This is a genomic window from Acinetobacter sp. 1424608 (assembly GCF_000588255.1).
In the GTDB taxonomy this organism is placed as follows: domain Bacteria; phylum Pseudomonadota; class Gammaproteobacteria; order Pseudomonadales; family Moraxellaceae; genus Acinetobacter; species Acinetobacter nosocomialis.
The window spans coordinates 56,196-75,178 of record NZ_JFXL01000003.1; the positions used below are offsets into that span (position 1 = coordinate 56,196).

At 40.7% G+C, this 18,983-nt stretch carries 17 protein-coding genes and 1 tRNA gene; 9 read left to right on the forward strand and 9 right to left on the reverse strand.

The features are described from left to right. Positions 1-878 precede the first annotated feature (878 nt). Both J678_RS08415 and J678_RS08420 read left to right on the forward strand, forming a co-directional pair. Positions 879-1,781, forward strand: a complete 903-nt coding sequence (locus J678_RS08415; RefSeq protein ID WP_032027252.1) for a helix-turn-helix domain-containing protein — start codon at positions 879-881, stop codon at positions 1,779-1,781. A 111-nt stretch (positions 1,782-1,892) separates the two neighbouring features. Then, positions 1,893-2,894, forward strand: coding sequence for an aldo/keto reductase (locus J678_RS08420; protein WP_006580866.1), 1,002 nt, complete (start codon positions 1,893-1,895; stop codon positions 2,892-2,894). Positions 2,895-2,941: 47 nt separating this feature from the next. Here J678_RS08420 and J678_RS08425 read toward each other — a convergent pair whose 3' ends face one another. Beyond that, on the reverse strand, positions 2,942-3,337 hold the full coding sequence (locus J678_RS08425) for a hypothetical protein (protein WP_031955634.1): 396 nt from the start codon (positions 3,335-3,337) through the stop codon (positions 2,942-2,944). Positions 3,338-3,362: 25 nt separating this feature from the next. Next, the gene (locus J678_RS08430; protein ID WP_031955632.1) at positions 3,363-4,106 is read right to left on the reverse strand and encodes a hypothetical protein; all 744 of its coding nucleotides are present in this window, start codon (positions 4,104-4,106) and stop codon (positions 3,363-3,365) included. Between the two features lie 229 nt (positions 4,107-4,335). On the opposite strand from J678_RS08430, the gene J678_RS08435 reads away from it, so the two are divergent. Then, complete coding sequence (locus J678_RS08435; protein WP_031955631.1) at positions 4,336-5,223, forward strand: DMT family transporter; 888 nt, start codon at positions 4,336-4,338, stop codon at positions 5,221-5,223. Here J678_RS08435 and sxtR read toward each other — a convergent pair. Continuing rightward, positions 5,220-6,140: a multidrug efflux pump transcriptional activator SxtR gene (gene sxtR / locus J678_RS08440; protein WP_031955629.1), complete on the reverse strand. Its 921-nt coding sequence runs from the start codon at positions 6,138-6,140 to the stop codon at positions 5,220-5,222. The two genes, J678_RS08435 and sxtR, sit on opposite strands and share 4 nt — an antisense overlap. Before the next feature lie 138 nt (positions 6,141-6,278). Between sxtR and sxtP the strand changes: the two genes are divergently transcribed. From sxtP to J678_RS08455, 3 genes are all read left to right on the forward strand, one after another. Beyond that, positions 6,279-7,523 (forward strand): multidrug efflux MFS transporter SxtP, encoded by a 1,245-nt coding sequence (gene sxtP / locus J678_RS08445; protein WP_031955628.1) that lies wholly within the window; start codon positions 6,279-6,281, stop codon positions 7,521-7,523. 23 nt (positions 7,524-7,546) lie between these two features. Then, complete coding sequence (locus J678_RS08450; protein WP_004711548.1) at positions 7,547-7,873, forward strand: gamma-glutamylcyclotransferase family protein; 327 nt, start codon at positions 7,547-7,549, stop codon at positions 7,871-7,873. Positions 7,874-7,984: 111 nt separating this feature from the next. Then, positions 7,985-8,060, forward strand: a tRNA-Thr gene (locus J678_RS08455). A 641-nt stretch (positions 8,061-8,701) separates the two neighbouring features. Here J678_RS08455 and J678_RS08460 read toward each other — a convergent pair. From J678_RS08460 to J678_RS08475, 4 genes are all read right to left on the reverse strand, one after another. Next, positions 8,702-9,124 (reverse strand): GFA family protein, encoded by a 423-nt coding sequence (locus J678_RS08460; RefSeq protein ID WP_031955626.1) that lies wholly within the window; start codon positions 9,122-9,124, stop codon positions 8,702-8,704. An 8-nt stretch (positions 9,125-9,132) separates the two neighbouring features. Then, positions 9,133-9,960 (reverse strand): SAM-dependent methyltransferase, encoded by an 828-nt coding sequence (locus J678_RS08465; protein ID WP_031955625.1) that lies wholly within the window; start codon positions 9,958-9,960, stop codon positions 9,133-9,135. 4 nt (positions 9,961-9,964) lie between these two features. Then, complete coding sequence (locus tag J678_RS08470) at positions 9,965-11,263, reverse strand: NAD(P)/FAD-dependent oxidoreductase (RefSeq protein WP_002052191.1); 1,299 nt, start codon at positions 11,261-11,263, stop codon at positions 9,965-9,967. Positions 11,264-11,702: 439 nt separating this feature from the next. Next, positions 11,703-12,575 (reverse strand): pirin family protein, encoded by an 873-nt coding sequence (locus J678_RS08475; protein ID WP_031955622.1) that lies wholly within the window; start codon positions 12,573-12,575, stop codon positions 11,703-11,705. Positions 12,576-12,850: 275 nt separating this feature from the next. Here J678_RS08475 and ycaC point away from each other — a divergent pair, with 275 nt between their 5' ends. Beyond that, entirely contained in the window at positions 12,851-13,477 is a 627-nt protein-coding gene (gene ycaC / locus J678_RS08480; RefSeq protein WP_031953499.1) for an isochorismate family cysteine hydrolase YcaC, read from the forward strand. A 20-nt stretch (positions 13,478-13,497) separates the two neighbouring features. Continuing rightward, positions 13,498-14,472: a LysR substrate-binding domain-containing protein gene (locus tag J678_RS08485; RefSeq protein WP_031955620.1), complete on the forward strand. Its 975-nt coding sequence runs from the start codon at positions 13,498-13,500 to the stop codon at positions 14,470-14,472. A 105-nt stretch (positions 14,473-14,577) separates the two neighbouring features. Here the strand turns inward: J678_RS08485 and J678_RS08490 are convergent, their stop codons facing one another. Further along, positions 14,578-16,026, reverse strand: coding sequence for an NAD-dependent succinate-semialdehyde dehydrogenase (locus J678_RS08490; protein ID WP_002052182.1), 1,449 nt, complete (start codon positions 16,024-16,026; stop codon positions 14,578-14,580). Further along, positions 16,023-17,315, reverse strand: a complete 1,293-nt coding sequence (gene gabT / locus J678_RS08495) for a 4-aminobutyrate--2-oxoglutarate transaminase (RefSeq protein ID WP_031955618.1) — start codon at positions 17,313-17,315, stop codon at positions 16,023-16,025. Before gabT ends, J678_RS08490 begins: the two co-directional genes overlap by 4 nt. Before the next feature lie 156 nt (positions 17,316-17,471). On the opposite strand from gabT, the gene J678_RS08500 reads away from it, so the two are divergent. Further along, positions 17,472-18,971, forward strand: a complete 1,500-nt coding sequence (locus J678_RS08500) for a PLP-dependent aminotransferase family protein (RefSeq protein ID WP_031953500.1) — start codon at positions 17,472-17,474, stop codon at positions 18,969-18,971. Positions 18,972-18,983 lie beyond the last annotated feature (12 nt).

An 18,983-nucleotide genomic window follows, 5' to 3' on the forward strand; every position in this document is an offset into this window, starting at 1 on the left:
GAGATGAAATAGTACGCATAGCGGCGGACTCCTTTTGATTTAGAAGAGTCTTACCAATTACTGCTAAATAATGGTGGCAAGACTAGAAGGGTTAGCAGACTGGTACAAAAGGAAACCAGCACACCCGAAGGTGTCCCTCCTAGCCTCACCATAAAGGCGTGACTTAAGAGAACGCACAAAAACCAAAACAGCATTGTTGTGCGCCTTTTGTAAACGGTCTGCTAAAACCGACTGGCAATGTGGCCAGCAGGCAAAGGATAATCCGCGTGTTTTTAAGTGTCAATGTAAGGTTGAATAGAAATTGGTTAAATAATTATTGTTGTTTATTCAATTAGATATTTAAGCTAAAAAGACCTTCAACTTAAATTTAACGATGTCATGATAATAATAAAAATGATGACAGAGCGAAAAGGGATTAGCAGACTGATTTACCCAAAAATCAGCACACCTGAAGGTGTTCCCTTATCGTTCTATCGTAGAGTGGTGAAAGAACGATAAAAGGTTAGCAGACTGGACACACAGAACCAGCACACCCGAAGGTGTCCTCTTATCGCTCTATCATAGCATGGTGGCAGATCGATAAGGGGTTAGCAGACTGGGTACAGCACCAGCACACTCGAAAGTGTCCCCCTTTTCGTTCTACCGCAAAATCGTTTGCAAACAAAGAATAGTTATCAAGTTTTTAAGTGTCAATGCTTATATATTATTAATTTATAAAATATTTTTATTTCTATTGGTTCATCCTTTCATTATTAATTTATCATTCATTTTCCACCTGTTTAAATGATCAGATTGATCCCGCTATAAATAAAAGCTACAGTAAATAAAGTTTGAATTTTATAACTTTAAATAAATTGATAACGCATGCAGGCAAAAACATGGAAACCATACATGATTTTTATCGCCGCTTTTCTTTAACCAGAGATAGCGATTACTCGGTTCCATCAACTTCGTTTGGACATTTTAACGTGTTCCAACGTGATGCCTGCTCGTTTCTCACGCCTTATAGCCGCCGCGATTATTATAAAATTTCACTGGTTTTAGGCACAGGTGAACTTCACTACGCCAACCGCTGGATACGAGTCGACCGCCCTGCTTTACTGTTTTCCAACCCGATGGTGCCCTATGCATGGGAAATTAATTCACCTGAACAGGCAGGCTGGTTTTGTCTATTTACCGAAGAGTTTGTAAACCAAGAATCGAGACAAAGCTTTTTAAAAGACTCACCACTGTTTAAAGTCGACGGCGACCCGCTGTATTTTTTAAATGATCAACAAGTTGAAGAAATTTCATTTATTTTCAAAAAGATGATGAATGAAATAAATTCAGACTATATTCATAAATACAACGTTTTAAGAAATTATTTGCCCCTGATTGTGCATGAAGCCATGAAAATGCAACCGACTCAGCAGTTTGAAAAACATAGTAATGCTGCGGTTCGGATTTGCCATTTGTTCTTTGAGCTATTAGAACGCCAGTTCCCCATCGACTCGCCACATTTTCAGCTTAAACTAAAAACGGCAAATGACTATGCCTATGGCTTGTCGGTACATGTAAACCATTTAAACCGCGCTGTAAAAGAAGCCACAGGTAAAACTACGTCTGAGCATATTAGCTCGCGCATTACGCAAGAAGCCAAAGCGCTGCTACAACACACCAGTTGGAATATTTCCGAAATTGCCTATAGCTTAGGCTTTGAATATTCAGCGTATTTCACCAACTTCTTTAAGAAAAATACCGGCTTTTCGCCTAAAAAGTTCCGCGAAGACTGTGTAGCCTAAAATCAGATTGTTTGAATTTTATAATTATTGGTTTGAATGTTATACGTCAGTTTGAGCCAAAGCATTTTATAGTTTTTCTACTCAAGTGATTTTGCAAAAAGAGTGTGAAAAATGAAATATAGAACTTTAGGACAAACAGGCGAAAAAGTATCAGCACTTGGTTTAGGTTGCATGGGAATGAGCTTTGCCTATGGTGCCTCAGACGACACACAAAGCATTGCCACTCTAGAAAAAGCATTAGACCTCGGCATTAACTTTTGGGACACCGCCGACATGTACGGCAACGGCGCAAATGAAGTTTTGCTCTCAAAAGTTTTAGAAAAACACCGCGACAAAGTATTTTTGGCAACCAAATTTGGCTTTCGCTATAAAGAAGACAACCTTAACCCGCAAAACTCTTTAGAGTCTTATATCGACGGTTCTCCAGAGTGGATTAAAGTTGCGGTCGAAAACAGTTTAAGACGCTTAAATACAGACGTGATTGATTTGTATTATGCGCACCGCATAGACCCAAATGTTCCAGTTGAAGATACCATTGGCGCAATGGCGGACTTGGTCAAACAAGGTAAAGTTCGTTATTTAGGACTCAGTGAAGCGTCGGCTGAAACCATTCGTAAAGCACATGCAATTCATCCGATTGCAGCGGTTCAACATGAATACTCGCTACTTACTCGTGAGTTCGAGCAAACCCATTTGCAAACCATTCGTGAGTTAGGCATTAGCCTTGTACCGTATTCACCACTTTCGCGTGGTTTAATCACCAATACACTTGATGTGGGCAGCCTAGACGAAAACGATTTCCGTCGCCAGTTACCACGCTACCAAGGCGATAACTGGAAAAATAACCAAAGCTTGGCGCAAGCATTTAGCGAGTTTGCCCAAAGCAAAAATGCGACAGCGGCTCAACTGGCTTTGGCTTGGATTTTGGCGCAAGGTGACGACATTATTCCAATTCCGGGTACGCGTAAAATCGAACGTCTTGTGGAAAATGCTGGCGCTGTAGACCTTCATTTAACAGCGGCAGATTTAGCAGAAATTGAAGCCATTATTGCGAGATACCCAAATATGGGCGCACGCTATAACGCTCAGCAACTTGCTGCAGTGAACCACTAATATATAAGTCATAAAAAAAGTCCGACTTAGTGTCGGACTTTTTTAGTTTAGTCTTTGCTATATGTGCCTTGCTGGCGCCCACCCTGCCAGACTGCATCTAAGGATTTATCCGAAATCGTTAGGCTCTCAGGGAAAATACTTAAATCCTTTTTAAATTTAGCCTCTGGTTTTAAACCAATACAGTCACCGTTTTTCCACCACGTACCTTCGGCATATTGGTCTAACGCACCCACTGCAAGCATCCATTTAAACTTGCCATCTGGTTGAAGTAAAAGTTCCGAACCGACTTCCATCACGCCATGTAAATAATAGTGCCCACTCCACGCCTGATCGGCTTTTTGGAATTTCACTTCTTTACATGAGCTATTTGCCACCTCTGCATACACCTGTGCAGACAAAATAACCGTCGAAAGAAGTAGTAAACGTGCAAATATATTTTTCATTATTTAGTTCCTATAATTTTTAAGATTATTTTCCCGACTCAACTTTTAAATAAGTGCCATCGGCATAAACGTTATGTCCAAAGCCACAACCCGACTCACCTTCGCTTTGTTTGACCTGAATATAATTGCCTAATTTCGCGTTGGTTTTAAAGTCGAGTTGAATGCGACAGTCCTGATCTTTATAAATAGTTTGTTTGGCATTGGTCGGCATTTTGGTGTCAAACTCACCCATATTTGGGCCATAAATTAAACTTCTTATGCCCATATAGACACCCGAATAGCCAATGGCATATTGGCCCTGCTTACGACTTACCGTAATGTGATCCCACTCACCAAAACCTGAGTAACGTACATACTCACCCGACAGGTCATTTGAGGTTTTAGGTGCAGGCAATTGCTGAAGGTTAAACTGGCTAGATTTTGATTTTTCATCGAGCATAAACCATGCTCTTGCCCAAAGTGGCTGACCCAATTTGGCATAGGCCAAGCCTACGTTATTGTTGGCAACTTCAATATCACGGTCGGTAAATTTTACTGTGGTTTCATCTTCATTGGCTTTACAAAAAGCAGTCCAAGAGGCTTGGTTATGAAAGTTTTCGAGCGCTTTTTTATATTGTTTTTGGTCGTAGTTTTTCTTACCTAAGCTTGCGTATTGCTTCACTTTATTACAGCCTTGTTGTAATTCTTGTTCATAAGAAAACTCAGCATGAGTTACCGTTAAAGCCGAAAGTGTAAGAACCGCGCAACCTGTCATAATCGATTTAATCATTTTTAAAATTCTTTAATAATTAACTAATTATATAATATGAGTTAGCGCTATAAATCACAATTATTTGAAACAAAAGTCTATGAGAAGTGTTTAGTTTTTTTATAAAACTGGTTAAATCCATACAGAAGAAACCGTCGAAAATATTCAACCTTAACTGGTTATTTTAATTGAATATTCATCCAAAAAATCCTGTAGACTGCATGCGTAAAATTTAGGAAGAATTATAAGAGTGAATAATTTAATTATTGGAACCCTATTTGCACTGTGTGCAGCGGCTTTAAATGCATCGATTGGTGTAATTAGTAAATTACTCATGCACAGTGGTTTAAACCCACAAGACATTGCCTTTTTAAAAACCATTATCGCCTTTTTCTTTTTAAGTGTTTTTTTATTTAAAGTACCTGTCAGCCAAAAGATTGCGTACATTAGCAGCACTCCAAGTAAGCTCAGCGTTTTTACTCAAATTGCTATATGCGCTTTTTTAGGAATTTTCTCGCTATTCTTTTTTGAGACTATTGCCTATAACCACGGCGCTGCGGCCAATGTTGTGGTGGTACTCATGGCTTCAGCTGCTATTTCTGCCCTATTTTTTGGTCGGTTCATTTTAAAAGAAAGCATCTACATTCATTCGCTTATTGGAACATTATTGGCAGTTGCTGGGATTAGCATTATTTCGTGGAAAGGTGAAAATAGCCTTTTAATGCTGATTAATGCCTCAATTGCCGGTACGGGTTATGGCCTATTTTCAGTTTTAGTGAAAAAGTTCAAATTAAACGGCGGGCTGTTTCTAACTAAGTATTTATTGCTATTTGGTAGTGTTTATCTTGCAGTTCCGTTTTTAATAAATTTACACAGCATCAATTTTAATAGTGACATTGTTTTAGGTTTGATTGGTTTAGCTGTTCTACCAACCATACTCGGCTTTTTCTGCACCACCAAAGCGTTGTCTTATATGAGTGCCGCAAAGGTGCAAGTGACCGAGCTTTCCGAACCTATTTTTGCAGCGCTCATGGCTTGGGTTTTCATTCATGAACAGCCGACTTTATCCTTTTTATATGGCGCAATCTTCATTATTTCAGGCATCTTTTTAATGAATAAAGCACCGAAATCAAACTAGCCAATTTCATCAATTTCGTTGGCGTGGTGGCAAGCCACTTGCACCACACTGGCAAAGTTAATCGCCATTTGTGAAGGGGCATGTTTCTTATAGGCAAGCCCTAAACCCACCGTAGGGATAGGTGCTTTCAAAGAGCGATAAGCCACACCCTGTATTTGCAATTGTTTGGTCGACTCGGGAACCAAAGACACCCCTAAGTTTGCAGACACCAACGATAAAATTGACACAATTTGCGGGGCGTTTTGTCCAATTTTTGGTTCAAAGCCGCGCTCATGGCAGGCCTGTTTAATCGCATCAAAAAGCCCTGCACTTACTGACGGTGGCGAGACAATAAAATCAAGCTCACGCAGTACGGTTAAATCAATTTCTTGTGATGAATCATCGAGACTCAAAGACTCGGAAGGTAAAGCCGCAATGAGTGGTTCTGCTAATAATTCTTGAAGAATGAGGCTATCTGGAATGTTGCGGGGTGAGCGAATAATTGCTACATCTAATCGGTCTTCAAGCAATAGGTCGATGAGCAATAAGGTATTGGCTTCTTCAAGCTTTAAATCTACTTTCGGATATTGCTGCTGAAAATAGCGAACACATTTAGGAATGAGAGGGTTCAGCATTGAAGTACCTGTAAACCCTAATCGTAGTTGACCTACTTCTCCATTTGCCACTTGTTTAACAAGGTTGGCTGCATCTTCTACACGCTGCTGTACTGGCTGTATCGCATTTAAAAAGGCAAGCCCAGCTTCGGTCAGCTCCACTCCATGTGGTGACCGAATAAATAAATCTGCACCGAGTTCTTCTTCTAAGTCGCGTATTTGCATACTTAAAGGCGGCTGACTCATGTTTAAACGCTGCGCAGCTTTGGTAAAGTTTTTTTCTTCTGCTACTGCTAAAAAGTAGCGTATATGTCTGAGTTCCATCGCTATATATAAAACATATCATGACCTATTGTTAAATATATTAGAAAAATACCCTCTAAATTGCTAATTTTAATTTATCGAATTTTCTCGATGCAGCATGCCCAAAGCACTGCTCTTTCTTTCTGTCATGGTCATGATATGAACTCTTCATCTACACCCAGTACCTTAAACACTGAGGCAACGTCCGTTCTTTCCCGCGAGTGGATTCACAAAGGGACTAAAGCCTATAAACACGCAGGATTTGCTTTATTCCTCGTAGGTTTTGCCAGCTTCTCCCTCATTTATTGTGTACAGCCACTGTTACCTGCATTTAGCCAAAGTTTCCAGATTAGCCCTGCAAGTAGTTCTTTGGCACTGTCATTAACGACAGCCTTTTTAGCCATTTCGATTGTGCTATCGAGTGCCTTTTCACAAGCGATTGGCCGTCGCGGTGTGATCTTTACGTCCATGCTGTGTGCAGCAATTTTAAATATTGTCTCGATGTTTACACCGAACTGGCACAGTTTACTGATGGCACGTGCGTTAGAAGGTTTATTGCTTGGTGGTGTACCCGCAGTGACAATGGCTTGGATTGCCGAAGAAATTGCACCTGAGCACCTCGGTAAAACTATGGGGTTGTATATTGCAGGGACAGCCTTTGGTGGCATGATGGGCCGTGTCGGCATGGGTATTTTGGTTGAATATTTTTCATGGCGCACCGCTTTAGGCTTGCTTGGCGCAATCTGTTTTATTTGCTCAATTGCCTTTTTAAACTTTCTGCCTGCTTCGCGTAATTTTGTGCAGAAAAAAGGACTAAATTTAGGCTTTCACATGCAAATGTGGCGTGCTCATTTAAGCAATACTAAATTATTACGCCTTTTTGCGATTGGCTTCTTGCTCACCAGTGTGTTTGTGACCTTATTTAACTACGCGACTTTCCGTTTAAGCGGCGCGCCTTATTCACTGAGCCAAACACAAATTAGCCTTATTTTCTTGTCGTATAGCTTCGGTATGGTGTCTTCATCGTTGGCAGGTAGCTTAGCCGATCGCTTTGGTAAAAAAACCATGATGATGAGTGGTTTCGCGCTCATGATTGTGGGTAGTCTCATGACCCTGCTCAGCTCGCTTTTTGGCATTATTATTGGGATTGCCTTTATTACCACGGGTTTCTTTATTACCCACTCACTCACCAGTAGTTCAGTGGGTGCTGAAAGTAAACAAGCCAAAGCCCATGCGAGTTCTCTGTATTTACTTTTTTACTATATGGGTTCAAGTATTGTCGGTTCGGCAGGTGGTTGGTTCTGGTTACACGGTGGCTGGAGTGCGATTGTCACTTTGGCGGTTGTATTGTCATTATTGGGAATATTTTTAGTGGTTTATACCGCACACGCAAAAGCACATTAATGAGTAATTTAAAGGAAAATTACATGTCGAGTTTATTTGTTTATGGCACTTTAGGCCCTGGTCGCCCTAATGCCCATATACTTGAAAATATTGGCGGACAATGGTCGGAAGGCTGGGTAAACGGAACCCTACGTCATGAAGGTTGGGGAGCAGATTTAGGCTATCCGGGAATTGTACTCGATGATAGTGCTAACCAAGTGCAAGGTTTTGTTTTTAGCTCGGAACATCTAGATGCAAACTGGAAATTACTGGATGACTTTGAAGGCGAAGAGTACGAAAGAGTACCTGTTCGCGTCACTTTAAATAGTGGTGAACATGTTGATTCTTTTATTTATATGTTGAAGCCTTAGGCCATTTTTAACGCTCAAACGCATAAGCGCTTAAAAATTGATAGAAAAAATCCAAATGCTCATTTTTTGGCTTGTATTTTTTTTAAGAAACTGTAAAATTCACTCCACATCGCCGGCATAGCTCAGTTGGTAGAGCAACTGACTTGTAATCAGTAGGTCCACAGTTCGAATCCGTGTGCCGGCACCATCATTAAACCTCATGAATATTTGATTTATGGGGTTTTTTGTTGTCTGTAGGTTTTGAAATATAGCTTTTAGGTGTGTTGCCTTAGACGAAAAAGAGATTCATTAATAAGAAATGAAAAAAGCCCAACTTCCTGTTGGGCTTTTTTCGTATTTCGTTACTAGGTATACATCCTGTAATACCTCACGTCCTGGTGCTTAAACTTATTATTGTTGTTTTACGTTTTGGAACTTCCTGTTCCTGATGAGTTCATCATAGGCAATTCGTGAGGCCATAGAAAGACGTCAATTTCCTGAATGGATGTAGGAAAAAGCGTACATGGTTCTTTTAAATTTAAAACTTGATTTGCCCATTATGAAATAAAAAATATGAATTTATAAAGAATTTCTGTTCGTCAATTAAATAAGAAAACAATATAATGAGTTTATTACTTTATTTCTAAAATAAATTTAAAAACAACAAGGAACAAGATGTTTACTCTACCATCAAATGTTTTTCAACCTTTAGTGATCATACTTGCATGCCTTATTATCATTATAAGTAAAATGCCTCAGCTAAAATTTAGAAAAACCATATTATTTTTAGCTCTTGGCAGTTTTACTTTAATCTGTGCTTTGGCAATATTTGGCTTCTTTAATTAAGCCTTATTTCTTGCTCTTCTCTATCATTTTTTCAAAGTGTTTAAGGTTTGGGTTCAACATGTCCCAAGCATAGGCCTGACTCACAAAAACCTCCGCTTTAGGATGATAGAGACTTGGGTCATCCAAAGTACCTGCACGTATTGAAATCATTTCAGGAACAAGTTCAGGTAAGCCAAAAAGCTGAGAACCGCAAGTCGGGCAAAAAGCTCTTTTAATAGGACGGCCAGAAGAACCGACGGTCTCAAAATATTTAAGTTCGCCAGTTATTTTCAATTCAGATTGGTGAAAAAAAGCGATGGGCGCATAGGCCGAACCTGTGGCTTTTTGGCAATCTCGACAATGGCAATTAAAACTATAACGTGGCTCTGCATCGCTTTGATAGCTTACAGCTCCACATAAACATGATCCTTGATATTTAACTGACATGGCACATCCTATTTTTTTATTGCTGTTATTTGAATATAACGGACATATCCATATTGATAGAGTTGTTGGCACAACTTTGCAGTCATTTGAATTTTAAACTTTGCCAACCCTCGACTATGGCTTTGTCCTTGTTGATTTCGAATATATTGTGAAAAACCTAATAATACCTGTTCTGACAAGTCTTCGATTTTAATATCTGTAAAACCTTGTTGTTCCAAGGTAGTTTTCAGTATGTCTTCGGTTGGCACAGCATCCCAAGTGACATCGGCTGCCTTAAGTAAATAACGGTGCTTTTGTTCTTGAAAGGCTGTCATGTTCTGACATGAGTCGGCACGCATCAAGTAATGAAAACCTAATCGTCCTTTTGAATTTAAAACTGGCGTAACCGAATCAAGAAATGAATTTAAATGACTGTGATAAGCCGCATCAATACAGAGCACCACATCGAAAGGTTGTTTAAATTCAAATTGTTTTAAATTTAAAAATGAACCACAGAAAATCTGGCTTATTTCAGGAATAAGTTTTTGAATTTTATTAACACACGAGGCCTGTAGTTCGACTGCACTGAGGCTTTTGGGGTGATAGTACTGTAACCAGTGCAACAAACTTGCGCCCTGCCCACAGCCTAAATCAAGTAAATGATCTTTTGAATTTAAATTGACAGCTTGAGCCAAATGGTCGGCTAGTTGGCGACAAGCTTCACGGTAGGTTTGGGTATTTTTCCAAAAACCCAAATTTGTCCAAGCAAGCTCTTCACTATCCCCCAAACTTGATGCATCAATTGCATATTTATGGGGAACGAGGCGAGAAAGAGCTGCTCGAACTTTTGTTTTCACAATTTTAGTAACCGAGTTCTGGGGCAACTTCAACCTTAGGCTTTAATCCTACAAATGGTAAAGGTGCACCTAAGATTTCAGCAATATGCATTGCTGAAGTCACGGCTGATTCTAAAATTGGCAAACCATCACATGACCATGAACCACAGTAGAATACTTTACGATTTGGTTCTAAGTGACGTTGCTGTAGCTCTTTGTTTAAGGCAATGGTTTGTGAGTCTACAACTGCACGCGTTAAGGTCACTTTTGAAATGATTTTTTTAGGGTCAATATCAGTCACTGGACGCCAAGTCTGGAATACAGGATTTTTACCCACAAGCGATGGCTCTACCGCGTTCATCCAAACCGTAAACTGCTGACGAGTAAACTTACGGTCCATCATATAGCTGAGCACTGACCAGTCTTTACGGCGTGGCGGCATCACTGTTGCGTCTGTATGAATAACCAAATCACCTTGTTCGAAACGGAACTGTTTAAGCAGATTCATATCTTCTGCAAACTGTTCAGGATTTAAGAACTCTTCAAGTTTTGAAGTTGGTGTCGCCACAATAACGCGGTCAAATGTACCTTGGTCACCTTTCTCATTTTCGACCAGAACCTTTTCACCTTGTAGCTCAACTTTTTTAATTGCCGAACCGCTATGGATATCAATGCCTTTAATTAAGCTGTCTACAAATGCAGGTGTACCACCTTTCATACGCAACAACATGTCGCCATCAGTTAAATGACGCAAAAACTCAAGAAGGTTTTTCGCAGGCCAGTCACCAATTGTTTTTGGGTTACATGTACAAATGGTATAAAGCACCGGCATTACTACACCATGCCAGAATACTTCTTCAATATCGTTCTGATTAATAAATTCAGCGAGAGTAATATCTTGATTTTTAGATTTGAAAAACTGGTGAATCGCAGTTTTTAATTGCAACATTCCTTTAACAAGACGCCAGCCATATTGCTGAATGCCTTTACGGTTATTGATAATTGGGAAATTACCAATACGACTACGAGATGTGGTTAACCATGTTTCCGTACGATCTTCGAATAACCAGCTACAAGACATGTAGGTACGTACTGGAAAAGTTTTAATACCTAAGTGTGCAGCAAGGCTAAGTGTATTTTTCCATAGATGCGGGTTCATAACACGCAATGGTGCATCAATAATCCCACCATCGAACTCAATGCTATGACTGTCCATTCCCCGGCCAGGAAGTGCTTCAAATATCGTGATTGTATGTCCTGCATCTTTCAGGATTCTTGCTGCTGCAAGTCCTGCCATTCCACTGCCAATAATTGCGATATCCAAAATGATGTCCCATTTTTCGAGAATTTTTTTGATTATCACTCATACCCTAAAAAAACACCGTATTAAAAACTACCAGATTTTTATTTTTTGCATCAATTTATATAGAAGAATTTAAACGAATTAGAGAAGCTGTCATTCATAAAATTTTACAAAAGAAGATGAGTGCATAAAAACCTATATTTTTTAAAAATTTAAAAAAATTCTTTTAAATAAAATGAGATAATTTAACTATATTTATATCATTCGTTTTACAAGCAATCCTTTTTGCGATATCATGGCATCATAATAATGAGAACTAAATCACACAAAACAATGCCGACACAATAATGATATCCATCATAAAAATAGAAACTTTACAGCGAAAAAGCCCGCTATTCACACTTGATAGCGGGCTTTTTATTACTTTGCTTTTAAAGATTTTTAAGAACAGCTTAGCAATTTATGCTTCTTGCATGATTGAACCGAATTTTCCACGATTAAAATCATCAATCGCTTCCATAATCTCAGCTTTGGTATTCATCACAAATGGTCCATAGCCTTCGATTGGTTCATTCAGTGGTTGACCAGTTAACACTAAGAATTTAGTGTCTTCTTCAGCATTTAAGCTAAACTCAACTCCCTCACGAGATAAAATCGCAACAGTTTTACCTTCAAGACGGTTTGTATCATTAATGACAACCGCACCCTCTAATATCACCACAAGTGTGGTATGCCCTTCAGGCACATAAAGGGTGTGTTTTTGGCCTTTGACTAACTTACCATCCCATACGTTTAATGGACTAAACGTCGTTGCTGCACCTTTTGCCTCTGCATATTCACCTGCAATCACACGCAAATGGCTACCGTGCTCGTCTAGCGCAATGTCTGGAATATCTTTAGCTTCAATCGCTTGATATTTTCCAGGGGTCATTTTTGAATGTGAAGGTAAATTTACCCACAATTGCACCATTTCAAACAAGCCGCCATGCTCTGCAAATTCAGGAGAATGGAACTCTTCGTGTAACACTCCTGCACCCGCAGTCATCCATTGCACGTCACCGGTTTTAATGGTTCCACCACCACCACTTGAGTCTTTATGTGTCACTTCACCTTGGTAGGCAATCGTCACGGTTTCGAAGCCACGGTGAGGATGTGACCCTACACCTTGTTGTTCGGTGGTTGGTGAGAAGTTATAAGGCGCTGCATAATCCAGTAACAAAAATGGGCTTAGGGTTTGGCCTAAACGGTCATAAGAGAACAGGTTATATACAGGGAAACCATCACCAACCCAATGCATGTGGTTATTTTGATATGCACCAAGAAATTTCTTCATCTGATCTCTCCTATATATGTAGGATTTTCTTGAACTGAGATTGATTTTACGCCTCAATAATTGCAGTTTATAGATCAGGATTAGCAACACATTATTTCATATATGAGACAATCATAAAGTTTGCGGGATTCTTTAAAAGATCGTCCTATTTTTAAAATTCTTAATCCTATTTTTTAGACTTAATCACGACAATAAACTCAACTAGCATAATTTTAGGCACGAATGACCTACTTAATAATTTTGATTATTTATTTTGATAACATGAGGATATAAAAATGGCTCAAGATTACGCACGTTTAGACAAGGATAATGCTGCGGTTCTTTTAGTTGACCACCAAGCAGGTTTACTTTCTTTAGTTCGAGATATCGATCCTGATAAATTTAAAAATAATGTATTAGCGCTTGCAGATGCAGCAAAATATTTTAACTTACCGACTATTTTAACGACCAGTTTTGAAAATGGTCCAAACGGTCCTTTAGTTCCAGAACTAAAAGAACTTTTTCCAGATGCACCATTTATTCCACGCCCTGGTCAAATTAATGCATGGGACAATGAAGACTTCGTAAAAGCAGTTAAAGCGACAGGTAAAAAACAGCTAATTATTGCAGGTGTGGTGACCGAAGTTTGTGTGGCATTTCCTGCACTATCTGCACTCGCAGAAGGCTTCGAAGTATTTGTGATTACTGATGCTTCTGGTACTTTCAATGAATTAACCCGTGATGCTGCTTGGGACCGTATGTCAAAAGCAGGTGCTCAGCTGATGACTTGGTTTGGTATGGCATGTGAGTTACACCGTGACTGGCGTAATGATGTAGAAGGCTTAGGTGCTCTCTTCTCAAATCATATTCCAGATTACCGCAACCTAATGACAAGCTATAGCTTTAATACATCGCAAAAATAAGCTGAATTGATAAGATTAGAGTGCTTAAGCGCTCTAATCTTAAATTTAAATGGATTGATCTGAAATTGATAAGCTCTTTTGATGACTTTTATTATTTCTATTTAGTCGTAAAACACGGCGGCTTTAGTGCGGCCAGTGAAGCTGAAAATATAAGTAAATCCAAGCTCAGCCGACGCATTATTGACCTTGAAAATAAATTTAATGTCAGCCTGATTCAAAGAACAACCCGCCATTTTAAAGTGACCGATTTGGGCCAAGAATTTTATGAAGAATGCTGCAAAGTTATTGCTCAAGTTGAATGTGCAGAAAACGTGTTATTAAGGCAAAAAAGTGAGCCTCAGGGTCTGGTAAAAGTCAGCTGCCCGCCTTTAATGATGCATTTTCAAATTAGAAAAATTTTAAATCAGTTTCTAAAAACTTACCCTAAAGTTGAAATATCTCTTGAGCTAACGAGCCGCCGAGTTGATATCTTGCATGATGACATCGACCTCGCGATTCGGACCAATTTCGAACCGAATGAAGATTCGAATTTAATTGTTCGTGATGTGATTAAAACCGATCACTGTCTAGTGGCTTCGCCTGAATTACTACAAGGCCGCACTATTGAACATTATTCTGAATTACAAGAGTTTCCAAGTATTAGCTTAGGTACTCAAAAGCAAAACTATATTTGGCATTTATGCAATATTCGAAATGGTGAATCAGTTGATGTGCCTTATCAACCACGAATCAAAAGTAATGATTTGGCTGGTGTTTATTATTCTGTGATGGATGGTTTAGGTATTGCTGACCTGCCCTTTTTAACCGTTGAATCGGAAATTCGTAAAGGCACACTGGTTCATATTCTTCCTGAATGGAAGTCGAATATTGGCATGTTACAACTGGTTTATGTGTCCCGAAAAGGCCAACGTCTGGTGGTCGAAAAACTCATTGAAACGCTAATTGAAGAACTCAGACGTTTACCTGAAAGCCATGAAGGGTATTTGCCAACTTAAATAAAAAAACCGGTCATGAATGGGCATGTCCGGTTTTTTTGTGAAACATCACATACAGCATAGCTGCATGTTTTCGTTCAGAACAAAACGAACTTGTTTTGTTCCTTACTCAGATAAGTCTACGCAGAGATATTTCATTTCGACATATTCTTCGATGCCAAATTTTGAACCTTCACGGCCTAGACCTGACTGTTTTACGCCACCAAACGGAGCAACTTCGTTTGAAATCGCGCCCGTGTTAATGCCGACCATACCGTACTCAAGTGCCTCACCCACGCGCCATTGACGAGCTGTGCTTTGAGTAAATAAATAAGCAGCTAAACCGAACTCGGTATCGTTCGCCATTGCCACTGCTTCATCTTCAGTTTTAAAGCGGAACAGTGGTGCAAGCGGACCAAAAGTTTCTTCTTTAGACACTTTCATGTCTTGTGTTACGCCAGTTAACACAGTCGGTTCAAAGAATGTACCGCCAAGTGCTGAACGCTGCCCACCGATACGAACTGTTGCACCTTTCTCAGTTGCATCTGCAATATGAGACTGAACTTTTGCAACTGCATCTTCATCAATTAAAGGGCCTTGAGTTGAACCTTCTTGACGGCCATCACCAACTTTAAGCTTAGATACGGCTTCAACCAAACGCTCTGCTAACGCATCATAAATACCGTCTTGAACATAAATACGGTTAGCACACACACAGGTTTGACCACTGTTGCGATATTTACTTGCCATAATGCCCTGAACTGCTTGTTCAAGGTTAGCATCGTCAAATACCACAACTGGTGCATTACCACCGAGTTCAAGCGAAAGTTTCTTAATGGTTGGCGCACATTGTTGCATCAAGATACGGCCAACTTGTGTTGAACCTGTAAAGCTTAACTTACGAACAATATCGCTTTCGCATAGGGTTTTACCGACTTCAACCGCATCACCACTAATGTTAATTAAAACATCGGCTGGTAAGCCTGCCTGTAAAGCCAATACTTCAAGTGCATAAGCGGTTAACGGCGTTTGTTCTGCTGGTTTAACCAACATAGAACAGCCCGCAGCAATCGCTGGGCCTGCTTTACGCGTAATCATAGCAGCCGGGAAGTTCCACGGTGTAATCGCGGCAGTAACACCAATTGCTTGTTTAATTACGAGCAGACGTTGATTTGGTTGAGTAGGTGTTAACACTTCACCATCAATACGACGTGCTTGCTCGGCAAACCAGCGAATAAATGATGCTGCATAACCAATTTCCCCACGTGCTTCTGCCAACGGCTTACCTTGCTCAGCCGTTAAAATCTGTGCCAGATTTTCTTTGTGCTCAAGCATGAGGTTGTACCATGCCAATAACACATCAGCACGCGCCAAGGCAGTTTGCTTTTTCCAAGCAGCTTGCGCTTTTGCCGAACGGTTAATTGCAGCTTCAACCCCTGCGCGGTCATAGGTTTTTACCCATGCCAAAGTTTCACCTGTAGCAGCATCATTCACCTCGATATAGTCATTTGATGCAGGTGCTTCTAATGAAATATCAGGATGTTTTAATAAATACTGCAAATTATTTTGAATCATGCAGATTGCTCCATTGCTTTTGCACTACCTGCTTTTAGCATTGCAAAACCTTGTTTCAAGATATCAAGACCTTGACGGAATTGCTCAGCAGGAATGGTTAATGGATATAAGAAACGAATTACATTACCGTATTTACCACAAGTAAGAAGTAACAACCCGTTTTCCATTGCATAGTTTTGTACAACTTTTGCTTGTTCAGCAGTTTCAAGTTCTACTGCAACCATTGAACCTAATGCACGAATATCAGTGACCACGTCACCTGTTGCTTGCTGAATATCTTTAAGCGTAGCAACTAACTCAGCGCCTAATTCATTTGCACGGTCGCATAGGTTTTCTTCTTCAATCGCGTCAATCACAGCATGCGCAGCTGCAACTGCAATTGGGCTACCTGCATAAGTACCGCCTAGACCACCCGGGTTTGGCGCATCCATGACTTCTGCACGGCCCACAACACCCGAAATAGGGAAACCACCGCCCAAGCTTTTCGCCATCGTGATGAGGTCTGCTTTAGTTTCATAATGGTTCATCGCAAACAATTTACCAGTACGGGCAAAACCAGATTGAACTTCATCAGCAACAAGTAAAATACCGTGCTTGTCACAAATTGCGCGTAAACGTTTTAAGAACTCGGCTGGCACAACATTGAAACCGCCCTCACCTTGTACTGGCTCAAGTACAATTGCTGCAACGTCATGTGGTGCAATATCTTCACTGAAAATATCTTCAACGCTTTCAATTGCCGCATCTACTGAAATACCTTTAGCAGGTACAGGGTAACGTGCGTGGAACACACCCGCTGGCATAACACCGAAATCACGTTTGTAAGGTGCAGTTTTACCTGTCATTGCCATAGTCATAAATGAACGGCCGTGGAAACCGTTACCAAACGTGATAATGCCGTGACGACCTGTATAAGAACGGGCAATCTTCACAGCATTTTCAACTGCTTCTGCACCTGTTGTGAAAAAAGCTGCCTTCGCAGGACCTGCAATTGGCGCGCGTTCATTAATACGTTCAGCTAAAGCCACATAGCTTTCATATGGCGTAACTTGATAGGCAGTATGCGTAAATTTAGTGAGTTGTTCAGTCACCGCTGCAATTACTTTAGGGTGGCGATGGCCTGTATTTAAAACCGCGATACCACCAGCAAAGTCGATAAATTGGTTGCCTTCCTTGTCCCAAAGCGTGGCATTTTCAGCTTTTTCCGCATACCACTGACACATCACGCCTACACCACGTGGAGTTGCTTGCTGTTTACGTGCGTTAAGTGCAGAATGTTGATTATCCATTTGATTCCCTCATATTTTCATCATCAGTTGCAGCTTTGGTTTCTTGCATCCTGTGCTTAATTTTCAGGGTGCTTTACAACGACTGCCTATGCATGTAATTTCGCTCGTCTGACGCCAACTGACGAGAGCCACTTTTTAACTGTAGGAGAGAGCCAATTGCGTAGTTTACTTGGAGATCATTTGCTGCAACGACTCCAACAGGACACTGAAGGGAAACTACATCAACGCCTTTTCCGTTGCCTGCGTGGTGCCATTATTGATGGAGTCATCCAGCCGAAGACTCGTCTACCTGCATCACGCGACTTAGCCAGTGAAATTCATGTTTCAAGAAATACGGTGCTGAGCGCCTACGAACAACTACAGGCTGAAGGCTACTTAGAAGCACGGACAGGACATGGCACTTGGGTTGCCGAAAAGTTACCAGAGAGTTTTTTAAATACACAAAATAAGAAAAAAGTCGTTTCTAGTCCAAGTGTTCAAAGTTCTTATGCCCTCTCACAGCGTGGTTCAAACTTATTAGGCTATGCTGCGGCCTCACCACATCAATGGGGCGCTTTTGTTCCGGGTGCGCCCGATGTTACCGAGTTCCCTCATCATATTTTTAGCCGTATTCAAGCACGCTTAAGCCGCGAACCGGACATTAACCGCCTGATTTATAGCAACGCTGGTGGCTGTATAGAGCTTCGAAGTGCGTTGGCAGATTACTTACGTGTTGCACGTTCAGTTCAGTGCGATGCAGACCAGATTATTATTACCGAAGGCATTCATCAAGCGATTGATTTAGTCTCACGTGCACTCAGCGATATGGGAGATAAAGTCTGGATTGAAGATCCCGCTTATTGGGGAATGCGTAATACATTACGAATTAATGGCCTCGATATTCAGCCCATGCCTGTCGATGCTGAAGGTATTATTCCTGAAGAAAATCCGGCAAAGCCGCCTAAACTCATTTTTGTCACCCCTTCACACCAATATCCGCTTGGTTCTCATTTAAGCCTTGATCGACGCAGACAATTGATTCAAATCGCACGTCAGCACAATAGCTGGATTGTAGAAGATGACTATGACAGTGAGTTCCGTTTCTCGGGCCAGCCTTATCCATCTTTGCAAGGCTTAGAAAATAACGCACCTGTTTTATATATGGGCACGTTTAGTAAAACCATTTATCCATCTTTAAGAATTGGATATTTGGTCGTCCCTAAGCCGCTATTTTCACCGCTACGTATTGTCGCAGCTGAGCTTTACCGTGGTGGGCATTTGCTTGAGCAAAAGGCTCTCGCTGAATTTATTCGTGAAGGCCATTATGAAGCGCATATTCGCCGTATGCGCCTGCTCTATGGTAAACGCCGTGACTACTTGGTGAGTTTAATTCAACGCTACCTTGGCCCCGAATTTATTCATGAATATGACGAAGCAGCAGGGTTACATCTGGTTTTAAAACTGCCGAACACTTGTGATGATGTCGCGATTGCGGCGACTGCGCTTGAACGTGGCGTTAAAGTTCGTCCACTGTCTCAGTACTACATGCAGTCGCATGCACATGCCGAACGTGGACTGCTGATGGGCTTTGCCTGTGTAAATGAAAAAGACATGGTGATGGCTTTTGGCGTTTTGCTCCAATGCTTACGTGAAGCAGGCGTACCTACGCTGAATTAGTTGTTTTCTCGT